General features: G+C 64.9%; 26 protein-coding genes. 15 read left to right on the top strand and 11 right to left on the bottom strand.

What is annotated here, in order from left to right:
• Positions 1 to 2 precede the first annotated feature (2 nt).
• On the top strand, positions 3 to 1064 hold the full coding sequence (locus tag GDH07_RS29725; RefSeq protein WP_152899636.1) for an alpha/beta hydrolase family protein: 1062 nt from the start codon (positions 3 to 5) through the stop codon (positions 1062 to 1064).
• Here the strand turns inward: GDH07_RS29725 and yedA are convergent, their stop codons facing one another.
• The gene (yedA, locus tag GDH07_RS29720; RefSeq protein ID WP_152899635.1) at positions 1065 to 1973 is read right to left on the bottom strand and encodes a drug/metabolite exporter YedA; all 909 of its coding nucleotides are present in this window, start codon (positions 1971 to 1973) and stop codon (positions 1065 to 1067) included.
• A gap of 162 nt (positions 1974 to 2135) precedes the next feature.
• On the opposite strand from yedA, the gene GDH07_RS29715 reads away from it, so the two are divergent.
• On the top strand, positions 2136 to 2597 hold the full coding sequence (locus GDH07_RS29715) for an Lrp/AsnC family transcriptional regulator (protein ID WP_053134750.1): 462 nt from the start codon (positions 2136 to 2138) through the stop codon (positions 2595 to 2597).
• A gap of 206 nt (positions 2598 to 2803) precedes the next feature.
• On the opposite strand, the gene GDH07_RS29710 is transcribed toward GDH07_RS29715, so the two are convergent.
• The 3 genes from GDH07_RS29710 to GDH07_RS29700 all read right to left on the bottom strand — a co-directional run bounded on the left by GDH07_RS29710 (position 2804) and on the right by GDH07_RS29700 (position 4837).
• The gene (locus tag GDH07_RS29710) at positions 2804 to 3409 is read right to left on the bottom strand and encodes a 3'-5' exonuclease (RefSeq protein ID WP_152899634.1); all 606 of its coding nucleotides are present in this window, start codon (positions 3407 to 3409) and stop codon (positions 2804 to 2806) included.
• Positions 3410 to 3437: 28 nt separating this feature from the next.
• Positions 3438 to 3917: an NYN domain-containing protein gene (locus GDH07_RS29705; RefSeq protein WP_022641159.1), complete on the bottom strand. Its 480-nt coding sequence runs from the start codon at positions 3915 to 3917 to the stop codon at positions 3438 to 3440.
• Positions 3918 to 4054: 137 nt separating this feature from the next.
• Positions 4055 to 4837 (bottom strand): DUF2076 domain-containing protein, encoded by a 783-nt coding sequence (locus GDH07_RS29700; protein WP_152899633.1) that lies wholly within the window; start codon positions 4835 to 4837, stop codon positions 4055 to 4057.
• 178 nt (positions 4838 to 5015) lie between these two features.
• Here GDH07_RS29700 and GDH07_RS29695 point away from each other — a divergent pair, with 178 nt between their 5' ends.
• Positions 5016 to 5675 (top strand): YciC family protein, encoded by a 660-nt coding sequence (locus GDH07_RS29695; RefSeq protein ID WP_022641161.1) that lies wholly within the window; start codon positions 5016 to 5018, stop codon positions 5673 to 5675.
• Positions 5676 to 5764: 89 nt separating this feature from the next.
• Positions 5765 to 6841 (top strand): endonuclease/exonuclease/phosphatase family protein, encoded by a 1077-nt coding sequence (locus tag GDH07_RS29690; RefSeq protein WP_152899632.1) that lies wholly within the window; start codon positions 5765 to 5767, stop codon positions 6839 to 6841.
• 134 nt (positions 6842 to 6975) lie between these two features.
• On the opposite strand, the gene hrpB is transcribed toward GDH07_RS29690, so the two are convergent.
• Entirely contained in the window at positions 6976 to 9495 is a 2520-nt protein-coding gene (hrpB, locus tag GDH07_RS29685) for an ATP-dependent helicase HrpB (protein ID WP_152899631.1), read from the bottom strand.
• A 128-nt stretch (positions 9496 to 9623) separates the two neighbouring features.
• Between hrpB and GDH07_RS29680 the strand changes: the two genes are divergently transcribed.
• Both GDH07_RS29680 and GDH07_RS29675 read left to right on the top strand, forming a co-directional pair.
• On the top strand, positions 9624 to 10043 hold the full coding sequence (locus GDH07_RS29680) for a hypothetical protein (protein ID WP_022641172.1): 420 nt from the start codon (positions 9624 to 9626) through the stop codon (positions 10041 to 10043).
• Positions 10044 to 10065: 22 nt separating this feature from the next.
• Entirely contained in the window at positions 10066 to 10962 is an 897-nt protein-coding gene (locus GDH07_RS29675; RefSeq protein ID WP_022641173.1) for a cation diffusion facilitator family transporter, read from the top strand.
• Here the strand turns inward: GDH07_RS29675 and GDH07_RS29670 are convergent.
• A complete protein-coding gene (locus tag GDH07_RS29670; protein ID WP_152899630.1) occupies positions 10956 to 12023 on the bottom strand; it encodes a DUF6515 family protein in 1068 nt (355 codons plus the stop codon). The two genes, GDH07_RS29675 and GDH07_RS29670, sit on opposite strands and share 7 nt — an antisense overlap.
• Positions 12024 to 12440: 417 nt before the next feature.
• On the opposite strand from GDH07_RS29670, the gene GDH07_RS29665 reads away from it, so the two are divergent.
• Both GDH07_RS29665 and GDH07_RS29660 read left to right on the top strand, forming a co-directional pair.
• Positions 12441 to 12920 carry an Lrp/AsnC family transcriptional regulator gene (locus tag GDH07_RS29665; RefSeq protein WP_022641175.1) on the top strand — a complete coding sequence of 160 codons (480 nt, stop codon included), beginning with the start codon at positions 12441 to 12443 and terminating at the stop codon, positions 12918 to 12920.
• A 124-nt stretch (positions 12921 to 13044) separates the two neighbouring features.
• The gene (locus tag GDH07_RS29660; protein WP_022641176.1) at positions 13045 to 13254 is read left to right on the top strand and encodes a DUF2788 domain-containing protein; all 210 of its coding nucleotides are present in this window, start codon (positions 13045 to 13047) and stop codon (positions 13252 to 13254) included.
• Here the strand turns inward: GDH07_RS29660 and GDH07_RS29655 are convergent.
• The 4 genes from GDH07_RS29655 to GDH07_RS29640 all read right to left on the bottom strand — a co-directional run bounded on the left by GDH07_RS29655 (position 13249) and on the right by GDH07_RS29640 (position 19627).
• Complete coding sequence (locus GDH07_RS29655) at positions 13249 to 13815, bottom strand: pseudouridine synthase (RefSeq protein WP_164823759.1); 567 nt, start codon at positions 13813 to 13815, stop codon at positions 13249 to 13251. The genes GDH07_RS29660 and GDH07_RS29655 overlap by 6 nt on opposite strands.
• Before the next feature lie 146 nt (positions 13816 to 13961).
• Positions 13962 to 15425, bottom strand: coding sequence for an AMP nucleosidase (amn, locus tag GDH07_RS29650; protein WP_031320582.1), 1464 nt, complete (start codon positions 15423 to 15425; stop codon positions 13962 to 13964).
• A 108-nt stretch (positions 15426 to 15533) separates the two neighbouring features.
• Positions 15534 to 17186: an acyl-CoA dehydrogenase family protein gene (locus GDH07_RS29645; protein ID WP_152899628.1), complete on the bottom strand. Its 1653-nt coding sequence runs from the start codon at positions 17184 to 17186 to the stop codon at positions 15534 to 15536.
• A gap of 74 nt (positions 17187 to 17260) precedes the next feature.
• Positions 17261 to 19627, bottom strand: coding sequence for a hybrid sensor histidine kinase/response regulator (locus GDH07_RS29640; protein WP_152899627.1), 2367 nt, complete (start codon positions 19625 to 19627; stop codon positions 17261 to 17263).
• A gap of 291 nt (positions 19628 to 19918) precedes the next feature.
• On the opposite strand from GDH07_RS29640, the gene GDH07_RS29635 reads away from it, so the two are divergent.
• The 4 genes from GDH07_RS29635 (at position 19919) to GDH07_RS29620 (ending at position 23438) form a co-directional block, all read left to right on the top strand.
• Positions 19919 to 20716: a hydroxymethylpyrimidine/phosphomethylpyrimidine kinase gene (locus GDH07_RS29635; RefSeq protein WP_152899626.1), complete on the top strand. Its 798-nt coding sequence runs from the start codon at positions 19919 to 19921 to the stop codon at positions 20714 to 20716.
• Between the two features lie 18 nt (positions 20717 to 20734).
• Positions 20735 to 21358, top strand: a complete 624-nt coding sequence (gene thiE / locus GDH07_RS29630; protein ID WP_022641182.1) for a thiamine phosphate synthase — start codon at positions 20735 to 20737, stop codon at positions 21356 to 21358.
• Positions 21359 to 21378: 20 nt separating this feature from the next.
• Positions 21379 to 22662, top strand: coding sequence for a glutamate-1-semialdehyde 2,1-aminomutase (gene hemL / locus GDH07_RS29625; protein ID WP_022641183.1), 1284 nt, complete (start codon positions 21379 to 21381; stop codon positions 22660 to 22662).
• Positions 22663 to 22883: 221 nt separating this feature from the next.
• Positions 22884 to 23438: a tetratricopeptide repeat protein gene (locus GDH07_RS29620; RefSeq protein ID WP_022641184.1), complete on the top strand. Its 555-nt coding sequence runs from the start codon at positions 22884 to 22886 to the stop codon at positions 23436 to 23438.
• A 72-nt stretch (positions 23439 to 23510) separates the two neighbouring features.
• Here the strand turns inward: GDH07_RS29620 and GDH07_RS29615 are convergent, their stop codons facing one another.
• On the bottom strand, positions 23511 to 23837 hold the full coding sequence (locus GDH07_RS29615; RefSeq protein WP_022641185.1) for a DUF1820 family protein: 327 nt from the start codon (positions 23835 to 23837) through the stop codon (positions 23511 to 23513).
• 134 nt (positions 23838 to 23971) lie between these two features.
• Here GDH07_RS29615 and miaB point away from each other — a divergent pair, with 134 nt between their 5' ends.
• The 3 genes from miaB to ybeY all read left to right on the top strand — a co-directional run bounded on the left by miaB (position 23972) and on the right by ybeY (position 26930).
• On the top strand, positions 23972 to 25300 hold the full coding sequence (gene miaB / locus GDH07_RS29610; protein WP_022641186.1) for a tRNA (N6-isopentenyl adenosine(37)-C2)-methylthiotransferase MiaB: 1329 nt from the start codon (positions 23972 to 23974) through the stop codon (positions 25298 to 25300).
• Positions 25301 to 25459: 159 nt separating this feature from the next.
• Positions 25460 to 26479 (top strand): PhoH family protein, encoded by a 1020-nt coding sequence (locus tag GDH07_RS29605; protein WP_022641187.1) that lies wholly within the window; start codon positions 25460 to 25462, stop codon positions 26477 to 26479.
• On the top strand, positions 26472 to 26930 hold the full coding sequence (gene ybeY, locus GDH07_RS29600) for an rRNA maturation RNase YbeY (protein ID WP_022641188.1): 459 nt from the start codon (positions 26472 to 26474) through the stop codon (positions 26928 to 26930). Before GDH07_RS29605 ends, ybeY begins: the two co-directional genes overlap by 8 nt.
• Positions 26931 to 26941: the final 11 nt, after the last annotated feature.

Genomic DNA, 26941 nt, shown 5'->3' with positions numbered 1-26941 from the left:
CAATGCGCAATATCGCCCTGTCCGCACGGATGCTCGCGGGCCTGTCTCTGGCCCTGTTCCTCCCCCTTGCCGGAGCTGCCGAACTCATCGGTTTCCGTGAAATCACCGTGGCGGATGCCAGTGGCCAACGCCCACTGCATGTCGCCCTCTGGTATCCCACCGAGACACCCGCGCCGCTGCTGACATCCGCAGAGACCCCGGTCTTCCAGGGCCTGCCCGCCATCAAGGATGCCTCGCCTGACCCGGCGGCCCACCCATTGGTGGTCCTGTCCCACGGCTATCGCGGCAGCTGGCGCAACCTCAGCTGGCTGGTACCGAGCCTGGTCAACCAGGGCTATGTGGTCGCAGCTCCAGACCACCCTGGCACCACGACCTTCGACCGACGCCCGGCAGAAGCGGCCAAGCTCTGGGAGCGCCCCCACGATATGAGCCGGGTGATCGACACGCTCACTGCCGACAGCAGCCTGGCCGGCGCCGTCGATCTGCAGCGTATCGCCGCCATCGGCCATTCCCTGGGCGGCTGGACGGTCACCGCCCTGGCCGGCGCCCGCTACAGCCCGCAACGCTTCCTCGAGGAATGCCGACTGCATCCCAATCCGCGCCTGTGCGGGTTGGCTGCGGAACTGGGCATCGCTGCAGGCAACCAGGGCCAGCTGAGTGCCGACCTGCGCGACCCGCGAATCAAGGCAGTGGTTTCCCTGGATCCGGGACTGGTCCGCGGATTTACCCCACAGAGCCTGGCCGCGGTACAGACGCCGACCTTGATCCTGGGCGCCGGGGTGAACATTGCCGGCATGCCGGTGGAACAGGAGTCGGGTTATCTGCAAGCCAACCTACCGCCGGCCACCTCAAGCCTGCTGGTGGTCGCCGATGCCAGCCATTTCAGCTTCATGCAGCTCTGCAAGCCGGGAGCCACGGCCCTGCTCAGGGCAGATGACCCCGAGGATGAAATCATCTGCCGGGACGGCGACAAGCGCGGCCGCGAAGCGATTCACCAGCAAGCGGTCCAGGTCATCGGCGGTTTTCTCGAACGCCACCTGGCCAGCCAGCCGACGCCGCCATAATCAGGCGGCCTCTTCCCGGGCCACGGCCTTGGGCTTGCGCCATTGCGGCAGGCCGATCAACACCACGGCGCTGATGATCACCAGCATCGCCAGCGCTTCTTCGAAGCCGATGCTCTCGCCGACGAAGACGATGCCCAGCAACACCGCCACCGCGGGGTTGACGTAGGCATAGCTGGTGGCCGCCGCCGGGCGTACGTGCTTGAGCAGGTACATGTAGGCATTGAAAGCGACGATCGAACCGAAGCCTGCCAGGTAGGCCAGCGCCAGCCAGCCCTCCAGGGCGGGCATGGCTTCCAGGTGCTCGCCGCGCAGCAGGCTGCCCAGCAGCAGCACTACACCACCGACGAGCATTTCCGCGGCGCTGGCCATGGCCCCCTGGGGCAGAGGCAAATGCTTGCTCCAGACCGAGCCGAAGGCCCAGGCCGCTGCGGCGAACAGCAACAGGGCCGCGCCCAGGGGGCTCGATTGCAGGTTGGAACCCAGGTTCAGCATGCCGATGCCGATCATCCCGAGGATGATGCCGGCCCACTCCAGGCGGGTATTGCGCGTGCCCCAGAAATAACCGCAGAGCAAGGTGAACAACGGCACCGTGGCCACCGCCAGGGCCGCCACTCCGGAAGCCACGCCCAGGTGCTCGGCGACCGTCACCGCACCGTTGCCGAAACTCAGCAGCAGGATGCCGATGATCCCGGCGGCCTTCCATTGCGCCCAGGTGGGCGCCGGGACTCCACGCCAGCGCAGGAACGCATACATCAGGCTGCCGGCGAGTACGAAGCGGATACCGGCAAGCATCAAGGGTGGCCAGTATTGGACACCGATGCGGATCACCAGGTAGGTCGACCCCCAGATCACGTAGAGGGCAAAGAATGCAGCGATCAACGGCAAGGGAAAGCGGCTTTGGCCAGGCATGGGATACGGCTCGGGAGGCAGGCAGGGAGGGCCCATTGTAGAAAGCCGAACGGGGCAAGCTTAAGTTACAAAACTTGTTTTTAAGAGCAGTACACTTTCCAAAACATGGAGTTCGGGGCTATATACCTTGCTTTCGAAAGCCAGGATGTTTTGGAGCCTTCCATGGACAAGTATGACCGCATGCTCTTGGCCCAACTGCTGGAAAACGGCCGGGCGACTTATGCCGAGCTGGCGCGCAAGGTCAACCTCTCGGCACCTGCCGTGGCCGAGCGGGTCGCCAAGCTCGAAGCCAGCGGCGTGATCACCGGCTACCAGGCCAAGGTCGACATGAACAAGCTGGGGTTGCCGATCCAGTGCGTCATCGAACTGCGCCTGGCCCAGCACGGCAACCAGAAAAGCTATGACGAACTGATCAAGATCCCGCAACTCACCGAATGCCACCGGGTCACGGGCGATCCCTGCGTGATCATGCAGGCCGCCGTGGGTTCGATGCCGGAGCTGGAAGAGCTGATCAACCGCGTCGCCCAGTTCGGCTTCAGCAAGACCTCCATCGTGCTCTCCAGCGCCATTGAACGGCGCCTGCCCCTGGGGCACCTGGACAGCAACGGCAAACCTTCCACCTGATCCACCATTGGCCTGTAGCCGCTGTCGAGCCAAGGCGAGGCTGCGCGAAGGCCCGCAGGGCCTTGCTTGAGCAGGCCTCGATCCCTGCGGCCACTTCGTGCCCGTACGCAGCCTGCGGCAGCGGCTACACGAAGCAGCGTTGACCTATAGCGTCGAGCCACGGCCACTGCGCAGCGGCCGCAGATTCCGATGGGGCTTGCGGCGCGTCAGCGATGGCGCCGCAAGTGCTCGGACACCTTGGCCGCCGGAACCTTCTGCAACTTGCACAAGAAATCGTGGGACAACTGGTGCAGGCCGTGGGTATCGCGCAGTTCGCCCGCCAGGTGCACCAGCAAGTTGGCCGCCATCTCGGCGTCGGCCATGGCCCGGTGGGCCTGGCCGGTATGCGGCAGGCCGGCGTAGGCGGTCAGGGTGCCCAGCTTGTGGTTCGGCGCCGCCGGCATCAGGCGCCGGGCCAGCAGCAGGGAACAGGCGAAGTTCTGCAACCGGGTGCGCCGGATCCGCCCCAGCTCGAAATCCCAGAACTTCTGGTCGAAGGCGGCGTTATGCGCCACCAGCGGCGTGGTGCCGACGACCTCGTTGACTTCGTTCATCACCTGCTCCGCCGAGGGAGCCCCGCGCAGCATGGCGTTGCTGATGCCGGTCAATTGCTCGATGAACGCCGGTACCCGCACGCCGGCATTCATCAGACTCTGGTAACGCTCGACGATGCGCCCCTGTTCGAGGATCACTACGGCGATCTCGGTGGCCCGGCAACTGCTGCTCGGGGAAAGCCCGGTGGTTTCGAAGTCGATGACGGCAATGCGTTCCAAACCTGTTTTGCTCCGTATGAATCTGTTTTCAGCTTTTCAACAACAAGGCGCCTTCGATCGGCACATAGCGGCTGGCGGCGCGAATCAGCGAATTGGCGGTCAGCCCCGGCACTCCGTAGGCCACCGCGCTGACGCCATGCTTGTGGATGATGCGCTCCAGCAACAGGTCGAAATCGCCGTCGCCGGAGGCCAGCACCACTTCATCCACCTGGCTGGCGGCGTCCATGATGTCGATGGTGATACCCACGTCCCAGTCGCCCTTGGCCGAGCCATCGCTGCGCTGGATGTAGGGTTTGAGTTTTACCGTGAAGCCCAGGTTGCGCAGGATCTGCTGGAACTGCTGCTGCTTGCTGTCACCGCGGTCGATGGCATAGGCATAGGCCTGGACGATCTGCCCGTGCTTGCTGATATCGGCCCACAGCGCCGCGTAGTTGAAGTGACAGCCATAAGCCTGGCGCACGGTGTAGTAGAGGTTTTGGACATCGGCGAACAGGGCGATTTTTTTCACCGCTAATCCTCATGGCGCTGCAGCACGGCAACTGGATCGACCCTTGGGGTCGGAAAAGTCGTCCAGTATGCCAGCGCCAGGGATTGTTCCGCGAATTATCGGCCCGGGGCATGTTGTGGCCCCGGACCGATGGTAGGTCAGACGAAGGAATCGTCGTCGGAGAAGAACGAACTGTCGTCGTTGTCGTAGCCCGCGTCGTTGAAGCCGCCCTGGTCGTTGCCGCCCCAGGAGTCGTTGTTGGCATAACGCTGTTCGTCATTGCCCCAGCCGCTGTTGTCGCTGGCCGGCGCCGGTTCTTCCTTGATGACTTCGACCACTTCCTGGGGCTGCTGGTTGCTGTGGAACAGGCTGCTGATGCCCTGGGCCAGCATCACACCGCCTGCGACACCGGCGGCGGTCTTCAGCGCGCCACCCAGGAAACTGCTGCCAGCCGCTGGCGCCTGCTGCGGCGCGTAGTTCTGTTGCGGCGCAGCGCCGAACCCCTGCTGGGGCGCACCGAAATTCTGCTGGGGCGCGCCAAAGCCCGAGCGTGGCGGCTCACGCCAGCCACCGCCGGAAGATGGCGCCGGGCTCGCGGCTGGGGTCGGGGCCGGTTGCGCTTCGCGGGAGCCACCGAAGATGCTCGACAAGAACCCGCCACTCGAGGCCGGGGCCGGAGCCGCCTGGGACTTGGCCTGTTGCAGTTGGGCCTGCAGTTGCTGGACTTGCTGGGTCAGTTGCTTGTTCTGTTCGTCGAGGCTCTTGAGGGCAGCCTCCTGCACCAGGATCGCCTGGGTCATGAAATACCCGGCCGCAGGCTGGCGGGTCAGATGCTCCTTGATCCGCGCCTCGGCCTGGGCATCACGCGGGGCTGAATCCGTTTCGGCTTGCTGCAACCGTGAAAACAGTCCATCGATCAGGGTTTGCTCTTCGCTATTCATGGCGACCTCTTTAGATTGCCGGTAAAAATCCGCTCTACGGTCCGAAGGGACCGCGATACGCAACAGTTATGGGGTTGGTGCGTCGACTTTCAATGGTCTTTACCCAAGGTTTACGTTTGCTTCCCCGGGGCCTGCATCGGTTAAAGTGTCCAACCGCTTCGCCACTGCGACCCCTTCGATGAATCCGTTAGACGTTCTGCGCGACTCCCTGTATTTCTTTCGACGCAACCTCGGGCGCATCGCCCAGCTGTGCCTGCCACTGGTGATTCTCGAGGCGCTGCTGCAACAGGCTGCCGGCAAGGCCCTGGGCCCGAATGCCTTTTCCGGGTACAGCGTGATCGTCGGCCTGCTGGTGTATCCGCTGTACACCGGCGCACTGATCCTGCTCCTCGATGCCCGTACCCGTGGCGAATCGCCCCGGACCCGCGATCTCTTGGCCATGAGCCTGAGCCTGTGGCCACGCTTCGCCCTGCTGACGGCGGTCAGTACCCTGCTGATCTTGCTGGGGCTGTCGCTGTATTTCCTGCCGGGCCTGTGGCTGATGGTGGTCCTGGCCTTCGCCGAGTACCTGCTGGTACTCAAGGGGGCATCGCCGCTGAATGCCATCACCGAGAGCTTTCGTCTGAGCCGCGGGCATTTCCTGCGGATCCTGGCGTGCATCCTGTGCGTGATGACCCCGCTCTGGCTGCTCAAGGGCATGAGCGAAGCCGCCTATCCAGACCCGACGCCGCTGGTGGCACTGACCATCGACAGCGCCTACAGCTTCCTCCAGCTGTTCACCAGCGTGGTGCTGTTCCGCCTGTTCATGCTGATCAGCCAGCAGCCGGACAAGCACTGAAACCCCGGCGCGGCCGCTCTACCCCTTGGGGGACGGCTGCGCACTCGGTTATGCTCGGACCCCATCCCGCAACGCCATAAGCCGAGCCGATGATCCGTCTACTTCGCGTGACCCTGTTGAGCCTGCTGCTGATCGGCCTGGTATTGGCCGGTCTGATCTACAGCCTGACCTGGCGTCCCCAGGCCAAGGAAACCCTGGCGGTTTCCTGTAGCGCCGAAGCCGCGCCGCTGGTACCGGGCCAAGCGTTGAAGGTGATGACCTGGAACCTGCAGTACCTGGCCGGCAAGCGCTATGTGTTCTGGAACGACCAGGCCCATGGCCAGGACGAACGCCCCACACTAGAGGACATGGCCTTCAGCCTCGACGAAGTGGCCCGGGTCATCCGCGACGAACAGCCGGACCTGGTGCTGCTCCAGGAAGTGGACGACAACGCCAAGGCCAGCGCCTACCAGGACCAGCTCAAGCTTCTCCAGGAACGCCTGGCCGACCTCTATCCCTGCAGCACCCGGGCCTACGACTGGAAGGCCGACTTCGTTCCCTCTGTGCATATCCTCGGCAGCGTCGGCCGGCAACTGGCGACCCTCAGCCGCTATCGCATCGAACACGCCGAGCGCCTGCAACTGCCGGTGGCGGACCACAACTTCATCAGCCGGCAATTCCTGCCGCGAGACGCCCTGTTGCTCAGCTACCTGCCCCTGAACGACGGCGGACAACTGGCGGTACTCAATACCCACCTGGAGCGTGCGCAGCAGGCCGGCGAGACCCAGGCCCGGCAAGTCGCGGCCATCGCCAGGACCCTGGACAAACTGGAAGGCCGTGGCACTCCCTGGCTGATCGGCGGCGATTTCAACCTGCTGCCCCTGGGCCAGTACCGGCGCCTGGATGAGAACCAACGCACGCCCTACAGTGCCGACAGCCCCCTGCACCTGCTGTGGGACAAATACCCGATGATCCCCAGCAATACCCAGGCCAGCGGTGCCGACCGCGCGCACTGGCTGACCCACTATCCCAACGACCCCGGCCTCGATGGGCCGGACCGGACCGTCGACTACCTGTTCTACAGCCCGCGCCTGAAGCGCGTGGGGTCGCGGGTCCGCCAGGACGACACCCTGCGCATCTCCGACCATCTGCCGGTGCTCGCGCGCTTCCTGCTGCCGGCCCAGTAAACGGCCAGGGCGATGCCGAGCGGGCGCCGCGCGGTAGCGGCGTTCTGATCCGTCGGTGAAACCTGAAGCGAAAAAACCACGCGATGCCGTCCTCCAGGTCCAGCACAAGCAAGTGCGCTGGGCCTGGAAGGCTCTTACTTGCGCGGCTTGGCCCGGGCAGTGGCCTCGGCGATCAGCGGATCATCCGGCCAGTAGTGCTTGGGATAACGGCCCTTGAGGTCCTTCTTGACCTCGGCGTAGGTGCTGCGCCAGAAGTTCGCCAGGTCCTGGGTCACCTGTACCGGCCGTCGGGCGGGGGACAGCAGGTGCAACTTGACCGCCTGGTGGCCACCGGCGATGCGTGGGGTTTCGGCCAGGCCGAACAGCTCTTGCAGGCGCACCGCGAGAATCGGCGGCTGTTCGCTGTAGTCCAGGCGGATCGAAGAGCCGGATGGCACCTTCAGGTGCTGCGGGGCCAGCTCGTCCAGGCGCTGGGGTAAGGGCCAGGGCAGCAAGCCGAGCAGGATGCCGGCCAGGTCCAGGTTGGCGAAGTGGGCCAGGCGCGAGACCTTGCCCAGGTACGGCGCCAACCAGTGTTCCAGTCCCTCAAGCAAGGCCGCATCGCTGACATCCGGCCACTGGCTTTCAGCCTTGGCGGCCAGTTCCAGCTGGCGCAACAGGGCCACCCGGGCCTGCCACTGGCGCAGCTCGGCGGTCCAGGGCAACAGTTCCAGGCCCTTGCGCCGCACCAACTGGACCAGGGCCAGGCTACGGGCGCTTTCGTCCAGGCCCGGCAGCGGCTCACGGCTCAGCACCAGCTCGCCCACCTTGCGTTGTCTTTCTGCCCGCAACAGGCCTTCACGCTCGTCCCAGTCCAACTGGTCGACGTTACGCACTTGCTCGGCCAGCACCGTCTCGAACAGCGCTGGATCGAAATCCGCAGCCAGATAGATCCGCTCCTCACGCTGGCCCTGGCGGCTGCCCAGGTCGGCGATCACCAGCCAGGGCTGCTTCATCAGGTTGTCGGACTCGCTGAACAGGGCCGCACGGCCATTGGCCAGGCGGTACTCGGCGCCACCCGGGCGCCGTTGCTGGGCCACCCGGTCGGGATAGGCCAGGGCCAGCAAGGCACCGAGCCAGCGTGGATGCTCGGGATCGGCCACCGCCGCATCAGCTTGGCCGCGCAGGTAGCCGCGGTATTGGCGCGCCAGTTGTCGGGCCCGCTGCACGCCGCCCTGGGCGCCACGGGCAGCTCGCGCCTCACCCGAGAGCAGCACCAGGCGGTTGTGCAGGTCGGCGTCGCCCCCCCGCAAGATGTCCCGCTCGCCAAGCAAGGCCGCGACATCGCAAGCCATCGGCGCCAACCCCAGGGACTGGCCACGCAGCAACAGATGGGCGATGCGTGGGTGGGCCGGCAACTCGGCCATGGCCTGGCCGTGGCGGGTCAGATTGCCTGCCCCGTCGAGCGCGCCCAGGCGCATCAACAGGTCCTGGGCCTGGGCATAGGCCGCAGCGGGCGGCGCATCCAGCCAGGCCAACTGGCCCGGCGTCACGCCCCAGCGCGCCAGCTGCAACGCCAGGCCGGCCAGATCGGCCTGGAGTATCTCCGGGCTGGCATGGGCGGCCAGTTGTTCTTGCTGGTCCGCCGACCACAGCCGGTAGCACACCCCCGGTTCCAGGCGCCCGGCGCGACCGGCACGCTGGGTGGCGCTGGCCCGGGAGATGCGTTGGGTATCGAGGCGGGTCATGCCGCTGCCGGGATCGAAGCGCGGCACCCGCGCCAGCCCGGCATCCACCACTACCCGCACGCCATCGATGGTCAGGCTGGTCTCGGCGATGTTGGTGGCCAGCACCACCTTGCGCTTGCCCGGCGGCGCCGGATCGATGGCGGCGCGCTGGGCAGCAAGCTCCAGTTCGCCGTGCAACGGGCACAGCAGGATCTCGTCACGCTCGCCCAAGGCCTCGCTCAATTGCTGGTGCACCCGGCGAATCTCCGCCTGGCCCGGGAGGAACACCAGCAGGCTGCCGCTCTCGTCATGGACCGCCTCCAGGACCGCCTGCACCACCCGCGGCTCGATGAACTCACCAGGCTGGAACGGCCGGCCCCAGCGCTGGGCCACCGGGAACATGCGCCCCTCGCTGCGCAGGATCGGCGCATCGTCCAGCAACGCCGACAGGCGCTCGCCCTCCAGAGTCGCCGACATCAGCAGGATCTTCAGCGGTTGCTCGTCACGGAACAGTTCGCGGCCATTGAGGCTCAAGGCCAGGGCCAGGTCGGCATCCAGGCTGCGCTCGTGGAACTCGTCGAAGATCAGCAGGCCGACCCCCTCCAGGGCCGGGTCGTCCTGCAGGCGCCGGGTGAGAATGCCTTCGGTGACCACTTCGATACGGGTACGCGGGCCGACCTTGCTGTCCAGGCGGATGCGGTAGCCCACGGTTTCCCCGACTTTTTCTCCCAGCTCGCTGGCCAGGCGCTCGGCGGCGGCACGGGCGGCCAGGCGCCGGGGTTCGAGCATCAGGATGGTTTGCCCGGCCAGCCAATCCTGGTCCAGCAACGCCAGGGGCACGCGGGTGGTCTTGCCGGCGCCGGGCGGGGCTTCGAGCACCGCTTCGTGGCGTGTCGCCAGGGCGTCACGCAGTGCAGGCAAAACTTCATCGATCGGCAAGGATTTCATGCTGGCTCCAAAACAGAGGCGCGAGTATAACGGCGAACTGCCCGGGGCTGATCATGGTCTGAGTGCTGATCGACGAGACTTGCCCCCGCACCATTTGTCCGGGCCTTCATGCCTGTTAGGAGATATCCATGCGTATTCCCCACCGTGTCATCGGCGGCATCCTGGTGACCACCCTGCTGACCCAGCTCACCGCCTGCGGTTCGATCTTCTTTCCTGATCGGCGCGGCCAGATCGACGGCAAGATCGACCCGGTGATCGTGGCGCTGGATGCCGTGGGCCTGCTGTTCTACGTGATCCCGGGGCTGATCGCCTTCGGCGTCGACTTCGCCACTGGCGCCATCTACCTGGAGCCGGGCAAGACTGCGCAGGTCGCCCCGGAAAAACTCCAGCAGGCCATCGGCGCCGACGGTACAGTCGACAAGCGCAAGTTGCAGGCCATCCTCGAGCAGGAGCTGGGGGGCCACTTCCCGCTGGACGACCCACGCCTGATCCAGCACAAGGGCAGCGTGCAACAACTGGCCCTGTACGGACTGCAGCCAGCCGCTTGAACCCGCCACACAAGGAAATCCCATGATCGGCAGCCCGGAACACGCCCGCCTCCTGCGCCTCGCCACCCGCGCCTCGGTGACCGTGGCCGGCATCCTGATCCTGACCAAGGCCGTGGCCTGGTGGCTCAGCGGCTCGGTGAGCATGCTCGCGGGCCTGACCGACTCGGTGCTCGACGGCTTCACCTCGCTGCTCAACCTGCTGGCGGTGCACTACGCCCTGCGTCCGGCGGACGACGACCATCGCTACGGCCACGGCAAGGCCGAGTCCCTGGCCGGCATGGCCCAGGCGCTGTTCATCGCGGGCAGCGCGGTACTGATCGCCTTCCAGGCGGTCGAGCGCCTGCACCACCCGGAACCGGTCGGGGCACCGTGGCTGAGCATCGGGGTGATCGTATTGTCGCTGGTGCTGACCAGCGCCTTGCTGGTGCTGCAGCATCGGGTGATCCGGGCCACCGGCTCCAACGCGGTGCGCGCCGACTCGCTGCACTATCGCTCCGACCTGATGCTCAACGGCAGCATCCTCCTGGCCCTGGCCCTGGCGGCCTTCGGCTGGCAGCAGGTGGATGCCTGGTTCGGCCTGGGGATCGCCGTGTACATCCTCTGGAGCGCGATCCAGATCGCCCGGGAAAGCTTCTCGGTCCTGATGGACGAGGAACTGCCGACCGAGGTCAGCCAGCACATGCTGGAACTGGCCTGCGCGGTCCCCGGAGTATTGGGCGCCCATGACCTGCGGACACGGATTTCCGGCAGCCGCTGGTTCGTCCAGCTGCATCTGGAGCTACCCGGCGACCTGACCCTGAGGGTGGCCCACGGCATCAGTGACCAGGCCGCCGATGCGATCCACGCGGCCTATCCGCGGGCCGAAGTGCTGGTGCACGCCGACCCGCAGGAAGTGGTCAGGGCCGCCAGGGCTCAGTAGGTCACCTGGTAGCCCCGTGAGCTCAGGCAATTGCCCTGGGCCTGGCGATAGGCCTGGACCACTTCGGGCGCCGGCTGGTACGTCACGCTGGCCGGATCGAAACCACTCTGCTGCACTGCCCAGCGATAACAGTCGTAGCGGTCCTGATCGACCTGCTGCGGCGGCTGGCCGTTGACCGGATAGGCCAGCACGTCATAGCCGTTGCCAACCGGTTGCGGCGCAGGCGGCGCGACGCCTGCCGGCGGCTCCACCACCACGTACTCCTGGGTGTTGGCTTCATAGGTGTAGTAGGCACCGGCGGCAAGGAAGAACAGCGCGCTGCCGATCCACACTTCCCGCGCGTAATCGGGCAGGTAGCCCACGCGGATACCATAGGGCGGGGTCACCACCACATAGCGGCTGCCCTGGGGGCGATACCAGTAGCCACCCGAGAAAAAGTAGTCGTGGCCACGATAGGGCACGCGAAAGTTGCGCTCGGGGAAACGATCGATCACATAACCCGGGCGGTATTGCGGACCCGGCCCCCAACCGTTGCCACGACCGTCAGGACGACCCGGCCAGCGATGATCGTTGGGGTGGCGATTGTCTGGGCGCCAACCCGGATTGCCGGCCTGCCAATGCGGGTTGTAATCGTTGCGCCGGGGGATGTCCTGGTAATAGCCACGTTGTGGCTCCTGGGTCTGGCGCACAGTATCCGGACGCGGCTGGATCGGCAGGTTCGGGGCCGGTTGTGGCGCTGGCCGCCCCTGCTGCTCGGCTTCGTGGCGAGGCCGTCCCTGCCACTGCCCTTCCTGATGTTGAGGGCTGCGCTCGAACTGGCGGCTGTTGTCGCCACGGATGATTTCGTTCTGCACTCGCGGTTGCTGCGGGGCCGGCTGCTGGTACGCCGGATGGCCCTGGTTGCTCTCCCTGCGGCCTTCAGGAGCATGTTCGCGCTGTCCCCCGGCCTGCTCCCCCTGCTGGGGAGGGCGCCTCTCGTCTCGCTCATCGGCGAACACTTGCGCGCTGACGCTCACGCACAACACACCAACACCTGCCATACGCCAGATGCGCGACTTCATGCTATTCCTCACTGCGAATTGGGGGGACCTGAACATAAGACTGGCAAAAGCCCAGGGCGGTTCTGCTAGAGATTATCAGTCACGAAACTTATTTCGCAGGCAATAAAAAAGGGCGGCCCGTCGGCCACCCCTTGAGATTTTGTCCGTGCTCGGCGCTTGTGGCACCGGCTCACCTCACTCCGTCTTCTGGACAGGGTGCAGCCCGGGGGCCTGCCCAACCCTGTGGGGTTGGCGGCCGCGGCAGGCCTGATTCGGCGGGCCGCAGTGGACTCTATGTCCGGGCAGTGATTCTGGTGATAAGAATAGGCCTCGCCTCGCGACAGAGGATTGCGAAGATTGCTTTGCGAAACAGCTCTTGCGCAATTTTTAACCCGAGATAGATAATTCGACGCAATAGTTAAGACAAAGGCCTGAACGATGAGCAAACTGGACCGCTATGACCTGAGCATTTTGGCGGAATTGCAACGCGACGCCCGCATCTCCAACCAGGAATTGGCCGAACGCATCGGCCTGTCGCCCTCGCCTTGCTCGCGCCGGGTCAAGCAGCTGGAAGACGACGGCTACATCTCCCGCCAGGTCGCGCTGCTGGATCGCAAGATGCTCGGCCTGAGCCTGACCGCCTATGTGTTGATCGGCATGGATCGCCACACTCCGGAGCGCTTCGAGAACTTCGAAGCGGCGATCCGCAACCTGCCCCAGGTGCTCGAGTGCAGCCTGGTGACCGGGATGGATGCCGACTACCAGCTCAAGGTGGTAGTACCGGACATGGACCATTACCAGAAGCTGCTGCTGGGCCACCTGACTCGGATCGAAGGCGTGACCAGCGTCCGCTCCAGCTTCGTGCTCAACCAGGTACTCAACAGCACCGAACTGCCGCTGACCCACCTGCGCAACTGATCCGGCAAGCCGCCATGCGGTCCCGGGCTGTGGCGACGTAACGCACGCAGATCAATGCCCGGGCCGGAACGCTTGGCGTATACTCGCCCGGCTTTTTTTGTCCTGCGCGCACTGGAGATGTTCGATGGATCCGGCAGTATTCGAAGAGTGGATGATGACCGGCCTGGTCAGCATCCTGATCATTTTCATGGGTTTCATCGTCTGGGACCTGGCCAAGAAATCCAAGGCCGGGCGCTTCGGCTCGTTCATCCTGTTCTTCGTCCTGGGCCTGGGCGTGGCCGCCTTCATCATCAAGAGCGTGGTGATCGGCCTGATCGAGACCGGCGCCCTATAGCCGCGCCGGCACTTCCTTCCACTGGCCTTGGTCCAGCCCATCCAGGGTCCAGTCACCGATCCGCACCCGTACCAGGCGCAAGGTCGGCAAACCCACGGCGGCCGTCATGCGCCGCACCTGGCGATTGCGCCCTTCACGGATCACCAGCTCCAGCCAGCTGGTCGGCACGCTCTTGCGAAAGCGCACCGGTGGATTGCGCGGCCACAATTGCGGTTCTTCGAGTTGGCGAGCCTGGGCCGGCAAGGTCATGCCGTCGTTAAGCTCCACGCCGTCGCGCAAGCGCTGCAACTGCTCGGCACTGGGCTCGCCTTCCACCTGCACCCAATAGGTCTTGGCCAGCTTGTGCTTGGGATCGGCGATGCGCGCCTGCAACTGGCCGTCGTTGGTCAGCAGCAACAGGCCCTCGCTGTCGCGGTCCAGGCGCCCGGCGGGATAGACCCCGGGGATGGCGATGAAATCCTTGAGCGTCGCCCGGCCTTCGCCATCGCTGAACTGGGTCAGTACATCGAACGGCTTGTTGAACAGGATCAACCGTGGCTCGGCGGGCGGCGCCTTGGCCACGCGCTTGGCGGGGGATGCGGAAAACGGCTTCGCGCCAGGGCGACGGGAAGCGGGACGGGACGGACGGGACATGAGCTAGGGAACATCTGGCGATCAGGACCGACAATGCTAGTGGCCTGATCGCCAAATGACCATGGGGCGAGGTGTCAGCGGAACGGCGGCTCGTCGAAGCTGCGCAGTTTGCGCGAGTGCAGGGAGTTGAGTTCGCTGCGCAGCAGGTCCACGGCCTCGATACCGATCTTCAGGTGCTGGCTGACCGCCCGCTCGTAGAAAGCGTTGGCCGAACCCGGCAGCTTGATCTCGCTATGCAGGGGCTTGTCCGAAACGCACAGCAAGGTGCCGTAGGGCACCCGCAGGCGATAACCCTGGGCAGCGATGGTGCCGCTTTCCATGTCCACCGCCACGGCCCGGGACAGGTTGATCAGCGGCCGCTCCTCGGCCCAGCGCAACTCCCAATTGCGGTCATCGTAGGTCAGCACGGTGCCGGTGCGCAGGCGCTTCTTCAGTTGCTCGCCCTTCTCCCCGGTGACGTTGGCCGCCGCTTCTTGCAGCGCCAGCTGGACCTCGGCCAGGGCCGGGATCGGAATGTTCGGCGGCACCACGCGGTCGAGGATACCGTCGCGGCGCATGTAAGCGTGGGCCAGTACATAGTCACCGATAGTCTGGGACTGCCGCAGGCCGCCACAGTGGCCGATCATCAGCCAGCAGTGCGGACGCAGCACGGCCAGGTGGTCGGTGATGTTCTTGGCATTGGACGGGCCGACGCCGATGTTCACCAGGGTCACGCCGTGGCCATCGCTGGCCTGCAGGTGATAGGCCGGCATCTGGTAGCGATGCCAGACCACGCCGGCGGCAATGGCCGAGGCCTCGCCGTGGTCCATGCCCTTCTCGATGATCACGTTGCCCGGCAGCACCATGCGCACGAAGCGCGGATCGCTGCGCAGTTGCTCAAGGCCATGGACGATGAACTGGTCGACGTAGCGATGGTAGTTGGTCAGCAGGATCCACGGCTGCACATGGCGCCAGTCGCTGCCGGTGTAGTGCACCAGGCGGCGCAGGGAGAAATCCACCCGCGCGGCGTCGAACAGCGCCAGCGGCAGCGGATTGGCGTTTTCCCAGTTGTACAGGCCGTCGGCGATGCCATCGGTGGCGGCCGACAGGTCGGTGCTCGGGAAAACCCGGGCCAGGGCCGCGGCGGTCACGCCGGAGCCGGCCAGTTCATCGCCCTGCTCGACGACATAGGGATAAGGAATGTTCTGCTCGCTGACACCCACTTCCACCGTCACGGTGAAATCGTGCATCAGTGGCTCCAGTTGCTCGAGCAAGTAATTGCGGAAGGCCGCGGGATGGGTGACGGTAACGCTGTAGGTGCCTGGCAGCTGGACCTTGGCGTAGGCCCGGGTGGTCTGTGGCACTTCGCCCTGGCAGTGATAGGTCAGGCGCAGCTCGGGATAACGGAACAACGCTCGCTGCTCGGCATCCGGTTCGATGCGGTCCTTGAGGTAACGCTTGAGCGCCTGGCTCAGCGCGGTGGTGGCCCGCTCGTGCAGAGCAGCCAGCCGATCCACGGCTTGTTCGGCGGATTGAACGACAATAAAAGCTTCGGTCACGATGAGCACCCTGTGTTCTGATCTTGCAGGCGTCCATCTTGCCTGCAACCTCGCCCCACGGAAACAGTGGCATCGCAGCCAGGGCCGGCAAGCCGGCCCTGGAGCCCCTCAGAAGCCTTGTGGCGTTGAGCGAGCGACGATGGCGGCCACATCCAGCCCTCGCGGCAGGGTGCCGTAGGCCCGACCAGACTGGCCATCCAGGCGACTGGCGATGAAGGCGTCGGCAACTACTTGGTTGCCGGCCTCCAGCAGCAGCTTGGCCTGCAACCCCAGGGCAATGTCCTCGGTCAGCTGGCGAGCACGGTACTGGATGTCATCGGTGTCCTTGAAGCTCTCCTTCAATCCAGCGATATGGCCGGCCAGGCGCTGATCGCCATGGCCATCGCCCAGCTCGGCGAACAGCGCATCGAGCACGCCCGGCTCTTTCGACAGGGCCCGCAGCACATCCAGGCACTGGACGTTGCCGGAGCCCTCCCAGGTGGAGTTCACCGGCGCCTCGCGGTACAGCCGCGGCAGGATGCTGTCCTCGACATAACCGGCACCGCCCATGCATTCGGCGGCTTCGTTGATCATGGCCGGGGCCCGCTTGCAGATCCAATACTTGCCCACCGCCGTCACCAGGCGCGAGAACTTCGCTTCCTGGGCATCGTCCTGGTGATCCAGGGCCCGGCCCATGCGCATGCTCAGGGCCAGGGCCGCCTCGCTCTCCAGGGCCAGGTCGGCCAGCACGTTCTGCATCAGCGGCTGCTCGCCGAGCACCCGGCCACCGACGCTGCGGTGGGCGCAATGGTGGCTGGCCTGGGTCAGCGCCTGGCGCATCAGCGAGCTGGAACCCACCATGCAGTCGAAGCGCGTCATGGCCACCATCTCGATGATGGTCGGCACGCCCCGCCCTTCCTCGCCGACCATCCAGGCCAGGGCGCCACGGAACTCCACTTCGCTGGAGGCGTTGGATTGGTTGCCCAGCTTGTTCTTCAAGCGCTGGATATAGAACTGGTTACGGCTGTCGTCGGGACGATGCCGGGGCAGCAGGAAGCAGGTCAGGCCCTTGTCGGTCTGGGCCAGGGTGAGGAAGGCATCGCACATCGGCGCCGAACAGAACCACTTGTGCCCCACCAGCTCATAGGCCTGCCCCGGCCCCGTGGCCCCCACCGGATAGGCCCGGGTGGTGTTGGCGCGCACATCGGTGCCGCCCTGCTTCTCGGTCATGGCCATGCCGATGGTCAACCCGGCCTTGTGCTGCATGCCGACGTTGCGCGGGTCGTACTCGGTGGCGAGGATCTTGGGCAGCCACTGCTCGGCGATATCCGGCTGCAACTTCAAGGCCGGCACGCAGGCGAAGGTCATGGTCAGCGGGCAACCGCTGCCGGCCTCGGCCTGGCTGTGCAGGTAGGTCATGGCGGCCCGCGCCACATGGGCGCCAGGCTGGGGATGGGTCCAGGGCAAGGACGTGAGGCCGCCTTCGATCGCCGCCTGCATCAACTGATGGTAGGCCGGGTGGAACTCCACCAGGTCGATCCGGTGGCCGAAGCGGTCATGGCTGTTGAACACCGGCTTGTTCTGATTGGCCAGGAATCCCGCTTCCATCAACGGCCCGCCGGCCAGGGCACCATAGGCATCGACCCGGGACTCGGCCCAGCCGGCATCGAACCGACGCATCCATTGCTGCAATGGCAGGTCGATCCGATAGAGGTTGGTGCCATCCAGGGATGGTGGCTGGTTGGTGACTTCGTGGGTTTCAGCGAACTGGTGGAGGTTCATCACGGGGCTCCTTCAGGGTGTGCCAAGACCCCAGTTAAGCACCCGCCTCCCTCCGTTCAAAGTGGCATATCCGCCTAAATATCGGCGCTTTCGCCTTGTTCTTCCCGCAGCACCCACCTGGCCAGCACGGCTTGCAGTTCTTCGAATTTCACCGGTTTTCCCAGGTAATCGGCCCCGGAACCGCCGATGCAGCCCTCTGTACCGGGAACGCAGGCCAGCAGGATCGGCAAACGGGCATACCCCGGCAAAGCCTGGGCCTGGAGGCGGAACGCTCCGACCTGGGCGGTATTGATATCACCGTCCAGCAGCACCGCGCTGATGGCCTCGCGCCCCAACGCCTGCAAGGCATCGGTGGGACTGGCGACAGTGCGTACCCGGTACCCCAGCTTGAGCAGCATGCCCCGCAGCACCAGCTGGTTGACGTCGTTGTCGTCCACTAGCAGCACGCTGCAATCCTCGGGCAGGCGCCGCGAACCAACGACCGACGAACGGGCCACCGGTTCCTGGGAGTCGAGCGCCACATGCAGGCGGAAGCAGCTGCCCTGGCCCGGTGTGGATTCATGGGTAAGCTGCCCGCCGAGCAGTTCCACCAGCTGCCGGCAGATCGCCAGGCCGATACCCAGGCCACCGTATTCGCGGGTCATGGAACCATCGAGCTGGAAGAAACGCTGGTACAGGGTGGCTTCGTCCAGGTTGACGAAGCCGATGCCACTGTCGATCACCTCGAAGATCAGATTCACCCGCCCAGCCGGGGCGGTCCTGCTGACCACACGCAATATCACACCGCCGCCAGAGGTGAACTTGACCGCGTTCTCCAGCAGGCATTCCAGGCAATGGCTGAGCTTGCAGCGATCCCCCAGCAAGCGATCGGGGATACCGACGCCCAGGTCGACCCGGAACGACAACGACTTGTTCGCTGCGCTAGCGCCGAACTGGGCCTGCAAGGCGCTCAGCAACGAACGCAGGCTGAACGGCTGGCTTTGCGCCGTGAGCTTGCCGGCCTGCAATTCGGTGAGAGTGAGGATGCCGTTGACCATGCGCATCATGTCCCGGGCGGAGCCGGCGGCGGTCTGCTGGTACTGCTCCAGCTCCGGATCCAGCTCCAGGGTCTGCATCAGTTCCAGGGAGCCGATGACGCCATTCATCGGGGTGCGCAGTTCGTGGGTCAGGGTGGCCAGGAATTCATCCTTGAGCCGATTGCTATGGGCCAGTTGCTGGTTCAGCACCTCCAGCTTCTGCCCGGCGTCCTGCAGGGTCCGGGCTTGCTGTTCGCGCATCGAATTGATCCGGTCGGCCAGGGCCAGGGACAGCAGTGCCACCTCGATCGCCGAGCCGATCTGGCTGGCGTACATGGTCAGGAACACGTTGGGCAGGTAGCCGAGCACCATCAGGGTGTTGATCACTCCGCCGAACAGGAAGGCCGACCAGGCAATGATGAAATAGCGCGCCACCCGCAGGCCACGGCACCAGGCGACGATCCCCGCGACATAGATGACCACGGTGAAGACCAGGGCCAGGGTCGTGGCCAGGCGTAGCGCCAGGGCGTAGCTGGTCATCAGCGAGAGGGCCATGACCACGGCCCCGAAGGCCATCAGCGCCAACAGGACACGGTCGACCCAGGGACTGTGGCGGGCGGTCTGCAGGAAACTGCGGGCGAACTGGCTACCGAACAGGCCGGCCGAGCCGATGAAGAAGGGGGTCGCGGCGTTGGCCCACCAGGGGTTGTCAGGCCAGAAGTACTCTACCGCGGCGCCATTGACCGAAAGCTGGTACAGGCCGAACGAAGCGATATAGACGATGTAGTAGAGGTAGCTGGTGTCGCGGACGCTGAGGTAGATGAACAGGTTGTACACCAGCATGCCCAGCAACACCCCGTAGATCAGCCCCAGTACATACAACCGGGCGGGCTGGGCCTCCAGGTAGGCGGTGCTGGACCAGAGGCTCACTGGTGCCTGGATCGAACCTTCGCTGGAAAGGCGCAGGTAGACGGTCTTGTGCTCGTGGGGCGAGAAATTCAGGCTGAACAGGTAGTTGTTCTGGTGGATCTGCCGGCTGCTGAAGGGCAAGGCGTCACCGGTACGCCCGGCTAACCGATAACCGCCGCTTTCATCGGGGACGTACAGGTCCAGACGATCCAGGGGCGGGTAAGCTAACTCCAGCAGCCAGCTGCGTTGTGCGGCGGGGTTGGCGGGGCGGTAGTCCAGGTCGATCCGCAGCCAGAATGCCGAGCGCGAGTAGCCGGCATTGAGCGTGTCCTGGTCGTGGGCCTTGAAGGCTCCGGCCAGGGCTCCAGAACTGACATCGGCGATCGTCGCCTGGCCACTTGTGTCCTCGAGGACTTGCATCACCCGCCCCAAGGGCAGGCGTTGGGTGAACTCGTCGAACTCGACGGCACCAGCCAGCATCGGCAGGCTCAACAGCAACATCAGCAAATAGCGCATTAAAGCCCCGGCGTGGCTTGTCCGGTTGTGTCAGGAAGCCCCCCATTTCCCTTTGAGAAGACGTCAACCAGCATGACCTGTTATTGGTTTGAAACCACTCTAGCATAGCCTCTGATGGCCATTGAACACTATCGAGAATTTTAGTCTAAAGGCTCTAGAACGGGCCTTTCAGCGCAATCCCGCGAGCTAGAGCTGTTGCTTCGGTCAGGATTGTCGGCAGTAAAACAGCTCCGTGGATCATTCCGCGCCAGGCGCCGCGCAAAAAAGCGTTTGGTGGTAAGCTCGCCGCCCATGAATACCTACAGCTCCCGCCCCGTTGTCCTCTGTCTCTCCGGCCACGACCCCAGTGGCGGCGCCGGCTTGCAGGCAGATATCGAAGCCCTGCTGGCCCAGGGTTGTCACGCAGCTCCGGCTGTAACCGCCCTGACCGTGCAAGATACGGTCAACGTCAGCGATTTCCGCGTCCTGGATCGCGAGTGGGTACTGGCCCAGGCCAATGCCGTGCTCAACGACTCCACCGTGGCCGCGGTCAAGCTGGGCATGCTCGGCTCCCTGGAAATGGTCGACACCGTGGTCGAGCTGCTCCAGGCGCATCCGTACCTGCCCCTGGTCTGCGACCCGGTGCTGCGCGCCGGCGGTGGCGGCCGGCTGGGCAAGGATGAAGTGGGCTACGCCATGCGCGAACGCTTGCTGCCCCTGGCGACCATCGCCACCCCCAACCTCCCCGAAGCCCGGATCCTGGCGGAACTGCCCGAAGGCACCGCCGACCAATGCGCCGAAAAACTTTTGCCCTACATCAAGCACCTGCTGATCACCGGCGGCCATGGCGACGAGCACGAAGTGCACAACCGCCTGTACAGCCGCGACGGCCTGCGTGAAACCTATACCTGCCAGCGCCTGCCCGGCAGCTACCACGGTTCCGGTTGCACCCTGGCCAGCGCCCTCGCCGGCCGCCTGGCCCAGGGCGAGCACCTGGCCAGCGCCGTGAAAACGGCCTTGGACTACACCTGGCGGACCCTGCGCGACGCCGAACAACTGGGGCGCGGGCAGTTCGTCCCACGCCGCTTGCCGCTGGATTTCTGCTCGTAATGCCATGAGGCTCGCCCTATGAAACTACGTGGTCTGTATGCCATCACCGATAGCCAGCTGTTGGCTGGCAAGTTCCTGGAATACGTGGAAGCAGCGCTCGATGGTGGCGTCACCCTGTTGCAGTACCGCGACAAGAGCGACGACCAGGCCCGTCGCCTGCGGGAGGCCGAAGCCCTGCTCGGCCTGTGCGAGCGCTACAAGACCCAGCTGATCATCAACGACGACGCCGAGCTGGCGGCGCGCATCGGCGCAGGCGTGCACCTGGGCCAGACCGATGGCCCGCTGACCCCGGCCCGGGCCCTGCTGGGGCGCCAGGCGATCATCGGCTCCACCTGCCACAGCCAGCTGGCACTGGCCGAGCAAGCCGCGCGCGAGGGCGCCAGCTACGTTGCCTTCGGCCGCTTCTTCAACTCCAGCACCAAGCCCGGCGCGCCCACCGCCAACCTCGAGTTGCTGGACCAGGCCCGGGCCAGCCTGCAACTGCCGATCTGCGTGATCGGCGGTATCACCCTGGATAACGCAGCACCGCTGGTCAGCCATGGCGCCGACCTGCTGGCCGTGGTCCACGGGCTGTTCGGTGCCGATAGCGCCGAACAGGTGACCCGTCGTGCCCGCGCCTTCAACGCCCTGTTCGATCTTTGATATTTTTTGAGAGCCCTGCCATGTCTCGTTCCGAAACATTGTTCGCCAACGCCCAGAAACACATCCCCGGTGGCGTGAACTCGCCGGTCCGCGCTTTCCGCAGCGTGGGCGGCACTCCGTTGTTCTTCAAGCATGCCGAAGGCGCCTACGTCACCGACGAAGATGACAAGCGCTATGTCGACTATGTCGGCTCCTGGGGCCCGATGATCCTCGGCCACAGCCACCCGCAAGTGCTGGACGCCGTACGCAAGCAGCTGGAACACGGCCTGTCCTACGGCGCGCCGACCGCCATGGAGACCGAGATGGCCGACCTGGTGTGCTCCATCGTGCCGTCCATGGAGATGGTACGCATGGTCAGCTCCGGCACCGAAGCCACCATGAGCGCCATCCGCCTGGCACGTGGCTATACCGGCCGTGACGCCATCATCAAGTTCGAAGGCTGCTACCACGGCCACTCCGACAGCCTGCTGGTCAAGGCCGGCTCCGGCTTGCTGACCCAGGGCGTGCCAAGCTCGGCCGGGGTCCCGGCCGACTTCGCCAAGCACACCCTGACCCTGCCGTTCAACGACATCGCCGCCGTCGAGAAGACCCTGGCCGAAGTCGGCCAGACCGTGGCCTGCATCATCGTCGAACCGGTGGCCGGCAACATGAACTGCGTACCGCCGGCGCCGGGCTTCCTCGAAGGCCTGCGCGAGCAGTGCGACAAACACGGCGTGGTGCTGATCTTCGACGAAGTGATGACCGGCTTCCGGGTCGCCCTCGGCGGCGCCCAGGCCCACTATGGCGTGACCCCGGACCTGTCGACCTTCGGCAAGATCGTCGGCGGCGGCATGCCGGTGGGCTGCTTCGGTGGCAAGCGCGAGATCATGGGCTGCATCGCCCCGCTGGGCCCGGTGTACCAGGCGGGCACCCTGTCCGGTAACCCTCTGGCCATGGCGGCCGGCCTGACCACCCTGCGCTTGATCAGCCGCCCAGGCTTCCACGCCGAGCTGAGCGACTACACCAGCCGCCTGCTCGAAGGCCTGCAGCAACGCGCCGATGCCGCCGGCATCCCGTTCGTCACTACCCAGGCGGGCGGCATGTTCGGCCTGTACTTCAGCGGCGCCGACGACATCGTCACCTTCGACGACGTGATGGCCAGCGACGCCAACCTGTTCAAGCGCTTCTTCCACCTGATGCTCGAAGGCGGCGTCTACCTCGCGCCAAGCGCCTTCGAAGCCGGCTTCACCTCGATCGCCCACGGCGACACCGAGCTGAAGCTGACCCTGGATGCCGCGGAACGTGCCTTCGCTGCCTTGAAGTGATGCCTCGGCCGGCGGACGCTGCGACCCACAGCGTCCGTCACGCCCTTTATGCGGACTTTGCTCCCGCCGACCGGGAAAATACTGGCGAAAGCGGCGGATATCGCGCCCATGCGGCAGAAAAACGAGTAAAGACTTTGTAAGGTGGGCCCTGCTTATTTCATAATGCGCGCTTATTGGGCCCCACGCTGGGCCGCGCGCCCCTCAGAGGTAAGTCGATTCCCATGAACCGCACCGGCCGCGCCCTGACACTGGGCTGCCTGTTGCTCCTTCAACCCCTGCTCGCGCACGCACAAGCAGGCGGCAACTCGTTGTTGATCCCAGCGCTGGGTCGCTGCACCCTCGATCCCCAGGCACAGGAACAGGCCGAGGCTCTTACCGCGTGCCAGAAGGCCGCCGACGAAGGGGATGCCCAGGCGCAATACGAGTTGGGTGAGTTCTACTACGAGGGCAAGGGCGTACCACGCGACCTCAACCTGGCCCTGAGCTACTTCGAGAAAGCCTCCCTGCAAGGCCACGCCCAGGCGCAGTTCAAGCTCGGCACCATGTTCTTCCACGGCGAAGGCGTACCGGCCAACAACGTCCAGGCCTATATCGTGCTGAAGATGGCTGCGGTCAATGGCGCCGAAGACGCCCTGGATACCGCCGATGAAGTCGCCGAGCACATGCAGCGCGACGAGCTGGAAGTCGCCACCCAGGTGCTGGGACAGATCTTCCGTAAATACCTGCTGGAACTGCAGAGCGCCGACGGCCGCTCGCCCTTCTCGCCCCTGCCTTGACCGCCTCGGCCAGCCATTGGCCAGCAAGACGGCCGCCGCTCACCGGGAACGGCCAGCAATCATCGAACGACGTTACTTCTCCGGCATCGGCATCGGGAACGGCATGACATTGCCCACGCCACGGGCTTCGCTGATCTTCGGCGTTCCCAGGCGCTCCACCTCGTCGATGCGCACGATCGAATGCATGGGCACAAAGCTGCGTACCACGCCTTCGAACTGGGCCTTGAGCTTTTCTTCGCTAGGATCGACCACCACTTGCGTGCGCTCGCCAAAGACGAACTCCTCGACCTCCAGGAATCCCCACAGATCGCTCTGATAGATCTGCTTGGCGTACATCTCGAACACCTGGCCCTGGTTGAGGAAAATCACCTTGTAGATTGGAGCTTCGCGTTTGGTCATGGCGGACGGACAACAGGTCGGGGGAGAAAAATGGGGCGCGAACTATAGCATAGCTACCCGACGCGCAATGCTAGGAACCTGGGGGCATGGACCCTATAATGCGCGGTTCTTTGAATCACCTGAGACCTAGGTCCATGGCCAAAAAGCTTTACATCGAAACCCACGGTTGCCAGATGAACGAGTACGACAGCTCGCGCATGGTGGATCTGCTGGGTGAAAACCAGGCCCTGGAAGTCACGGCGCGCGCCGAAGACGCGGACGTCATCCTGCTCAACACCTGCTCCATCCGCGAACGGGCCCAGGACCGGGTCTACTCCCAACTGGGGCGCTGGCGCGAGCTGAAGCTGGCCAACCCGGAAATGGTGATCGCCGTGGGCGGCTGCGTGGCCAGCCAGGAAGGCGCGGCCATCCGCGACCGGGCACCCTATGTCGACGTGGTCTTCGGCCCGCAGACTCTGCACCGCTTGCCGGAAATGATCGACATCGCCCGAACCACCAAGCTGCCGCAGGTGGATGTCTCGTTCCCCGAGATCGAGAAGTTCGACCACCTGCCCGAGCCGCGCATCGACGGCCCCAGCGCCTATGTCTCGGTGATGGAAGGCTGCAGCAAGTACTGCACCTTCTGCGTCGTCCCCTACACCCGGGGCGAAGAAGTCAGCCGGCCGTTCGATGATGTGATCGCCGAGATCATCCACCTGGCGGAAAACGGCGTCCGCGAGGTCACCCTGCTGGGCCAGAACGTCAACGGCTACCGTGGCCAGACCCACGAAGGGCGCACTGCGGACCTGGCCGAGCTGATCCGCGTGGTCGCGGCCGTCGATGGCATCGAGCGGATCCGCTACACCACCTCGCACCCGCTGGAGTTCTCCGACAGCCTGATCCAGGCCCACGCCGAAGTCCCCGAACTGGTGAAGCACCTGCACCTGCCGGTCCAGTCGGGCTCGGACCGCATCCTGGCCGCAATGAAGCGCAACCACACCGCCCTGGAGTACAAATCCAAGTTGCGCAAGCTGCGCGCGGCGGTACCGGGGATCTGCATCAGCTCGGACTTCATCGTCGGTTTCCCCGGGGAAACGGAGAAAGACTTCCAGCAGACCATGAAGCTGATCGAGGACGTGGGGTTCGACTTCTCCTACTCCTTCGTCTACAGCCAGCGCCCCGGCACCCCGGCCGCGGACCTTGCGGACGACACCCCGGAAGCGCTGAAGAAAGAACGCCTGAACGCCCTGCAGCACCGGCTGAACCAGCAAGGTTTCGAAATCAGCCGACAGATGGTCGGCTCGACCCAGCGCATCCTGGTGACCGACTACTCCAAGAAAGACCCTGGAGAGCTGCAAGGACGGACCGAGAACAACCGGATCGTCAACTTCCGCTGCGACGATCCGACCCTGATCGGCCAGTTCGCCGACGTGCACATCGACTCCGCGCAGCCCCACTCGCTGCGTGGCTCGTTGCTGGCGTAGGGGCGAGGAAACCGGCCTGGGCGCAAGCCAGCCTGCCGAGCGGGCCAGAGGCCTGGAGAAACACCGGCAGTCATCGCTCCTCATAAGAGCTTTCGCACCCAGGCTGCTGGCGTTATCCTTGAATTCATCTTAATTGCCGTTGGGCGGCTAAAAACGACCTTGAACGCACCCATAGAACCTCATCGTTTCATCCTCGAGCCCTTCGAGGCTCGCCGCTTCGCCAATCTGTGCGGGCAGTTCGACGAGCATTTGCGCTTGATCGAGCAGCGCCTGGCGATCGAGATCCGCAATCGCGGCAATCAGTTCGAACTGATCGGCGAACCCAAGCACACCACCTCCGCGGAAAACCTCCTGCGCCGTCTCTACCGGGAAACCAAGGGTACCGAGCTGTCGCCGGATCTGGTGCACCTGTTCCTCCAGGAATCCGCCGTGGAACAGCTCGACAATCCTTCGGTGGCCGACGCCGCTGTCGCCCTGCGCACCCGCAAGGGCATGATCCGGCCGCGCGGCCTGAACCAGCAGCGCTACGTCAAGGAAATCCTCGCCAACGACATCAACTTCGGCATCGGCCCGGCCGGTACCGGCAAGACCTACCTGGCGGTAGCCTGCGCGGTGGACGCCCTGGAGCGCGAACAAGTGCGGCGCATCCTGTTGGTGCGCCCGGCGGTGGAAGCCGGAGAAAAACTGGGTTTCCTGCCTGGCGACCTGGCACAGAAGATCGACCCGTACCTGCGTCCGCTGTACGACGCGCTGTATGAAATGCTCGGCTTCGAGCATGTGGCCAAGCTGATCGAGCGCCAGGTCATCGAGATCGCGCCCTTGGCCTACATGCGTGGCCGGACCTTGAACAACAGCTTCATCATCCTCGACGAAAGCCAGAACACCACCGTGGAACAGATGAAGATGTTCCTTACCCGGATCGGCTTCGGCTCCACGGCGGTGATCACCGGCGACATCACCCAGGTCGACCTGCCCAAGGGCACCAAGTCCGGCCTGGCCCACGTGATCAAGGTGCTGGGCGATGTCCCGGGCATCAGCTTCACGCACTTCATGCCCAAGGACGTGGTGCGCCACCCTCTGGTGCAGCGCATCGTCGAAGCCTACGAGCGCTTTGAGCAGCACAGTGCCGACGAAGCCGCCAAGGCCGCCGCCGACAGGGGCAGCCGCCACGATGCTTGAGCTCGATCTGCAGCGCGCCAGCCAACAGCCGGCCCCCAGCGACCAACAGTTCCGCCAATGGTGCGAGCTGGCCCTGCGCCAGCGCACCGCTGACTCCGAACTGACCATCCGCCTGGTCGACGAAGCCGAAGGCCGCGAGCTGAACCACACCTGGCGTCATAAAGATTACGCCACCAATGTGCTGTCATTTCCTGCGGAAGTGCCGGATGAGTTGCTGGATATCCCGCTGCTGGGAGACCTGGTGATCTGCATCCCGGTGGTCGAACGGGAAGCGGCCGAGCAAGGCAAGGCGCTCGAGGCCCACTGGGCCCACCTGGTGATTCACGGCTGCTTGCATCTGTTGGGCTACGACCATATAGATGACGACGAAGCCGAGGAAATGGAAGCCCTGGAACGTACATTGCTTGCAGAACTGGGTCATCCCGACCCTTATGCAGACGACGAAAGCTGAACAACCCACTT

The organism is Pseudomonas piscis (assembly GCF_009380155.1).
Classification (GTDB): domain Bacteria; phylum Pseudomonadota; class Gammaproteobacteria; order Pseudomonadales; family Pseudomonadaceae; genus Aquipseudomonas; species Aquipseudomonas piscis.
The sequence above is the reverse complement of the archived record's forward strand: the minus strand, read 5'-3'. Positions and strand labels throughout refer to the sequence as shown.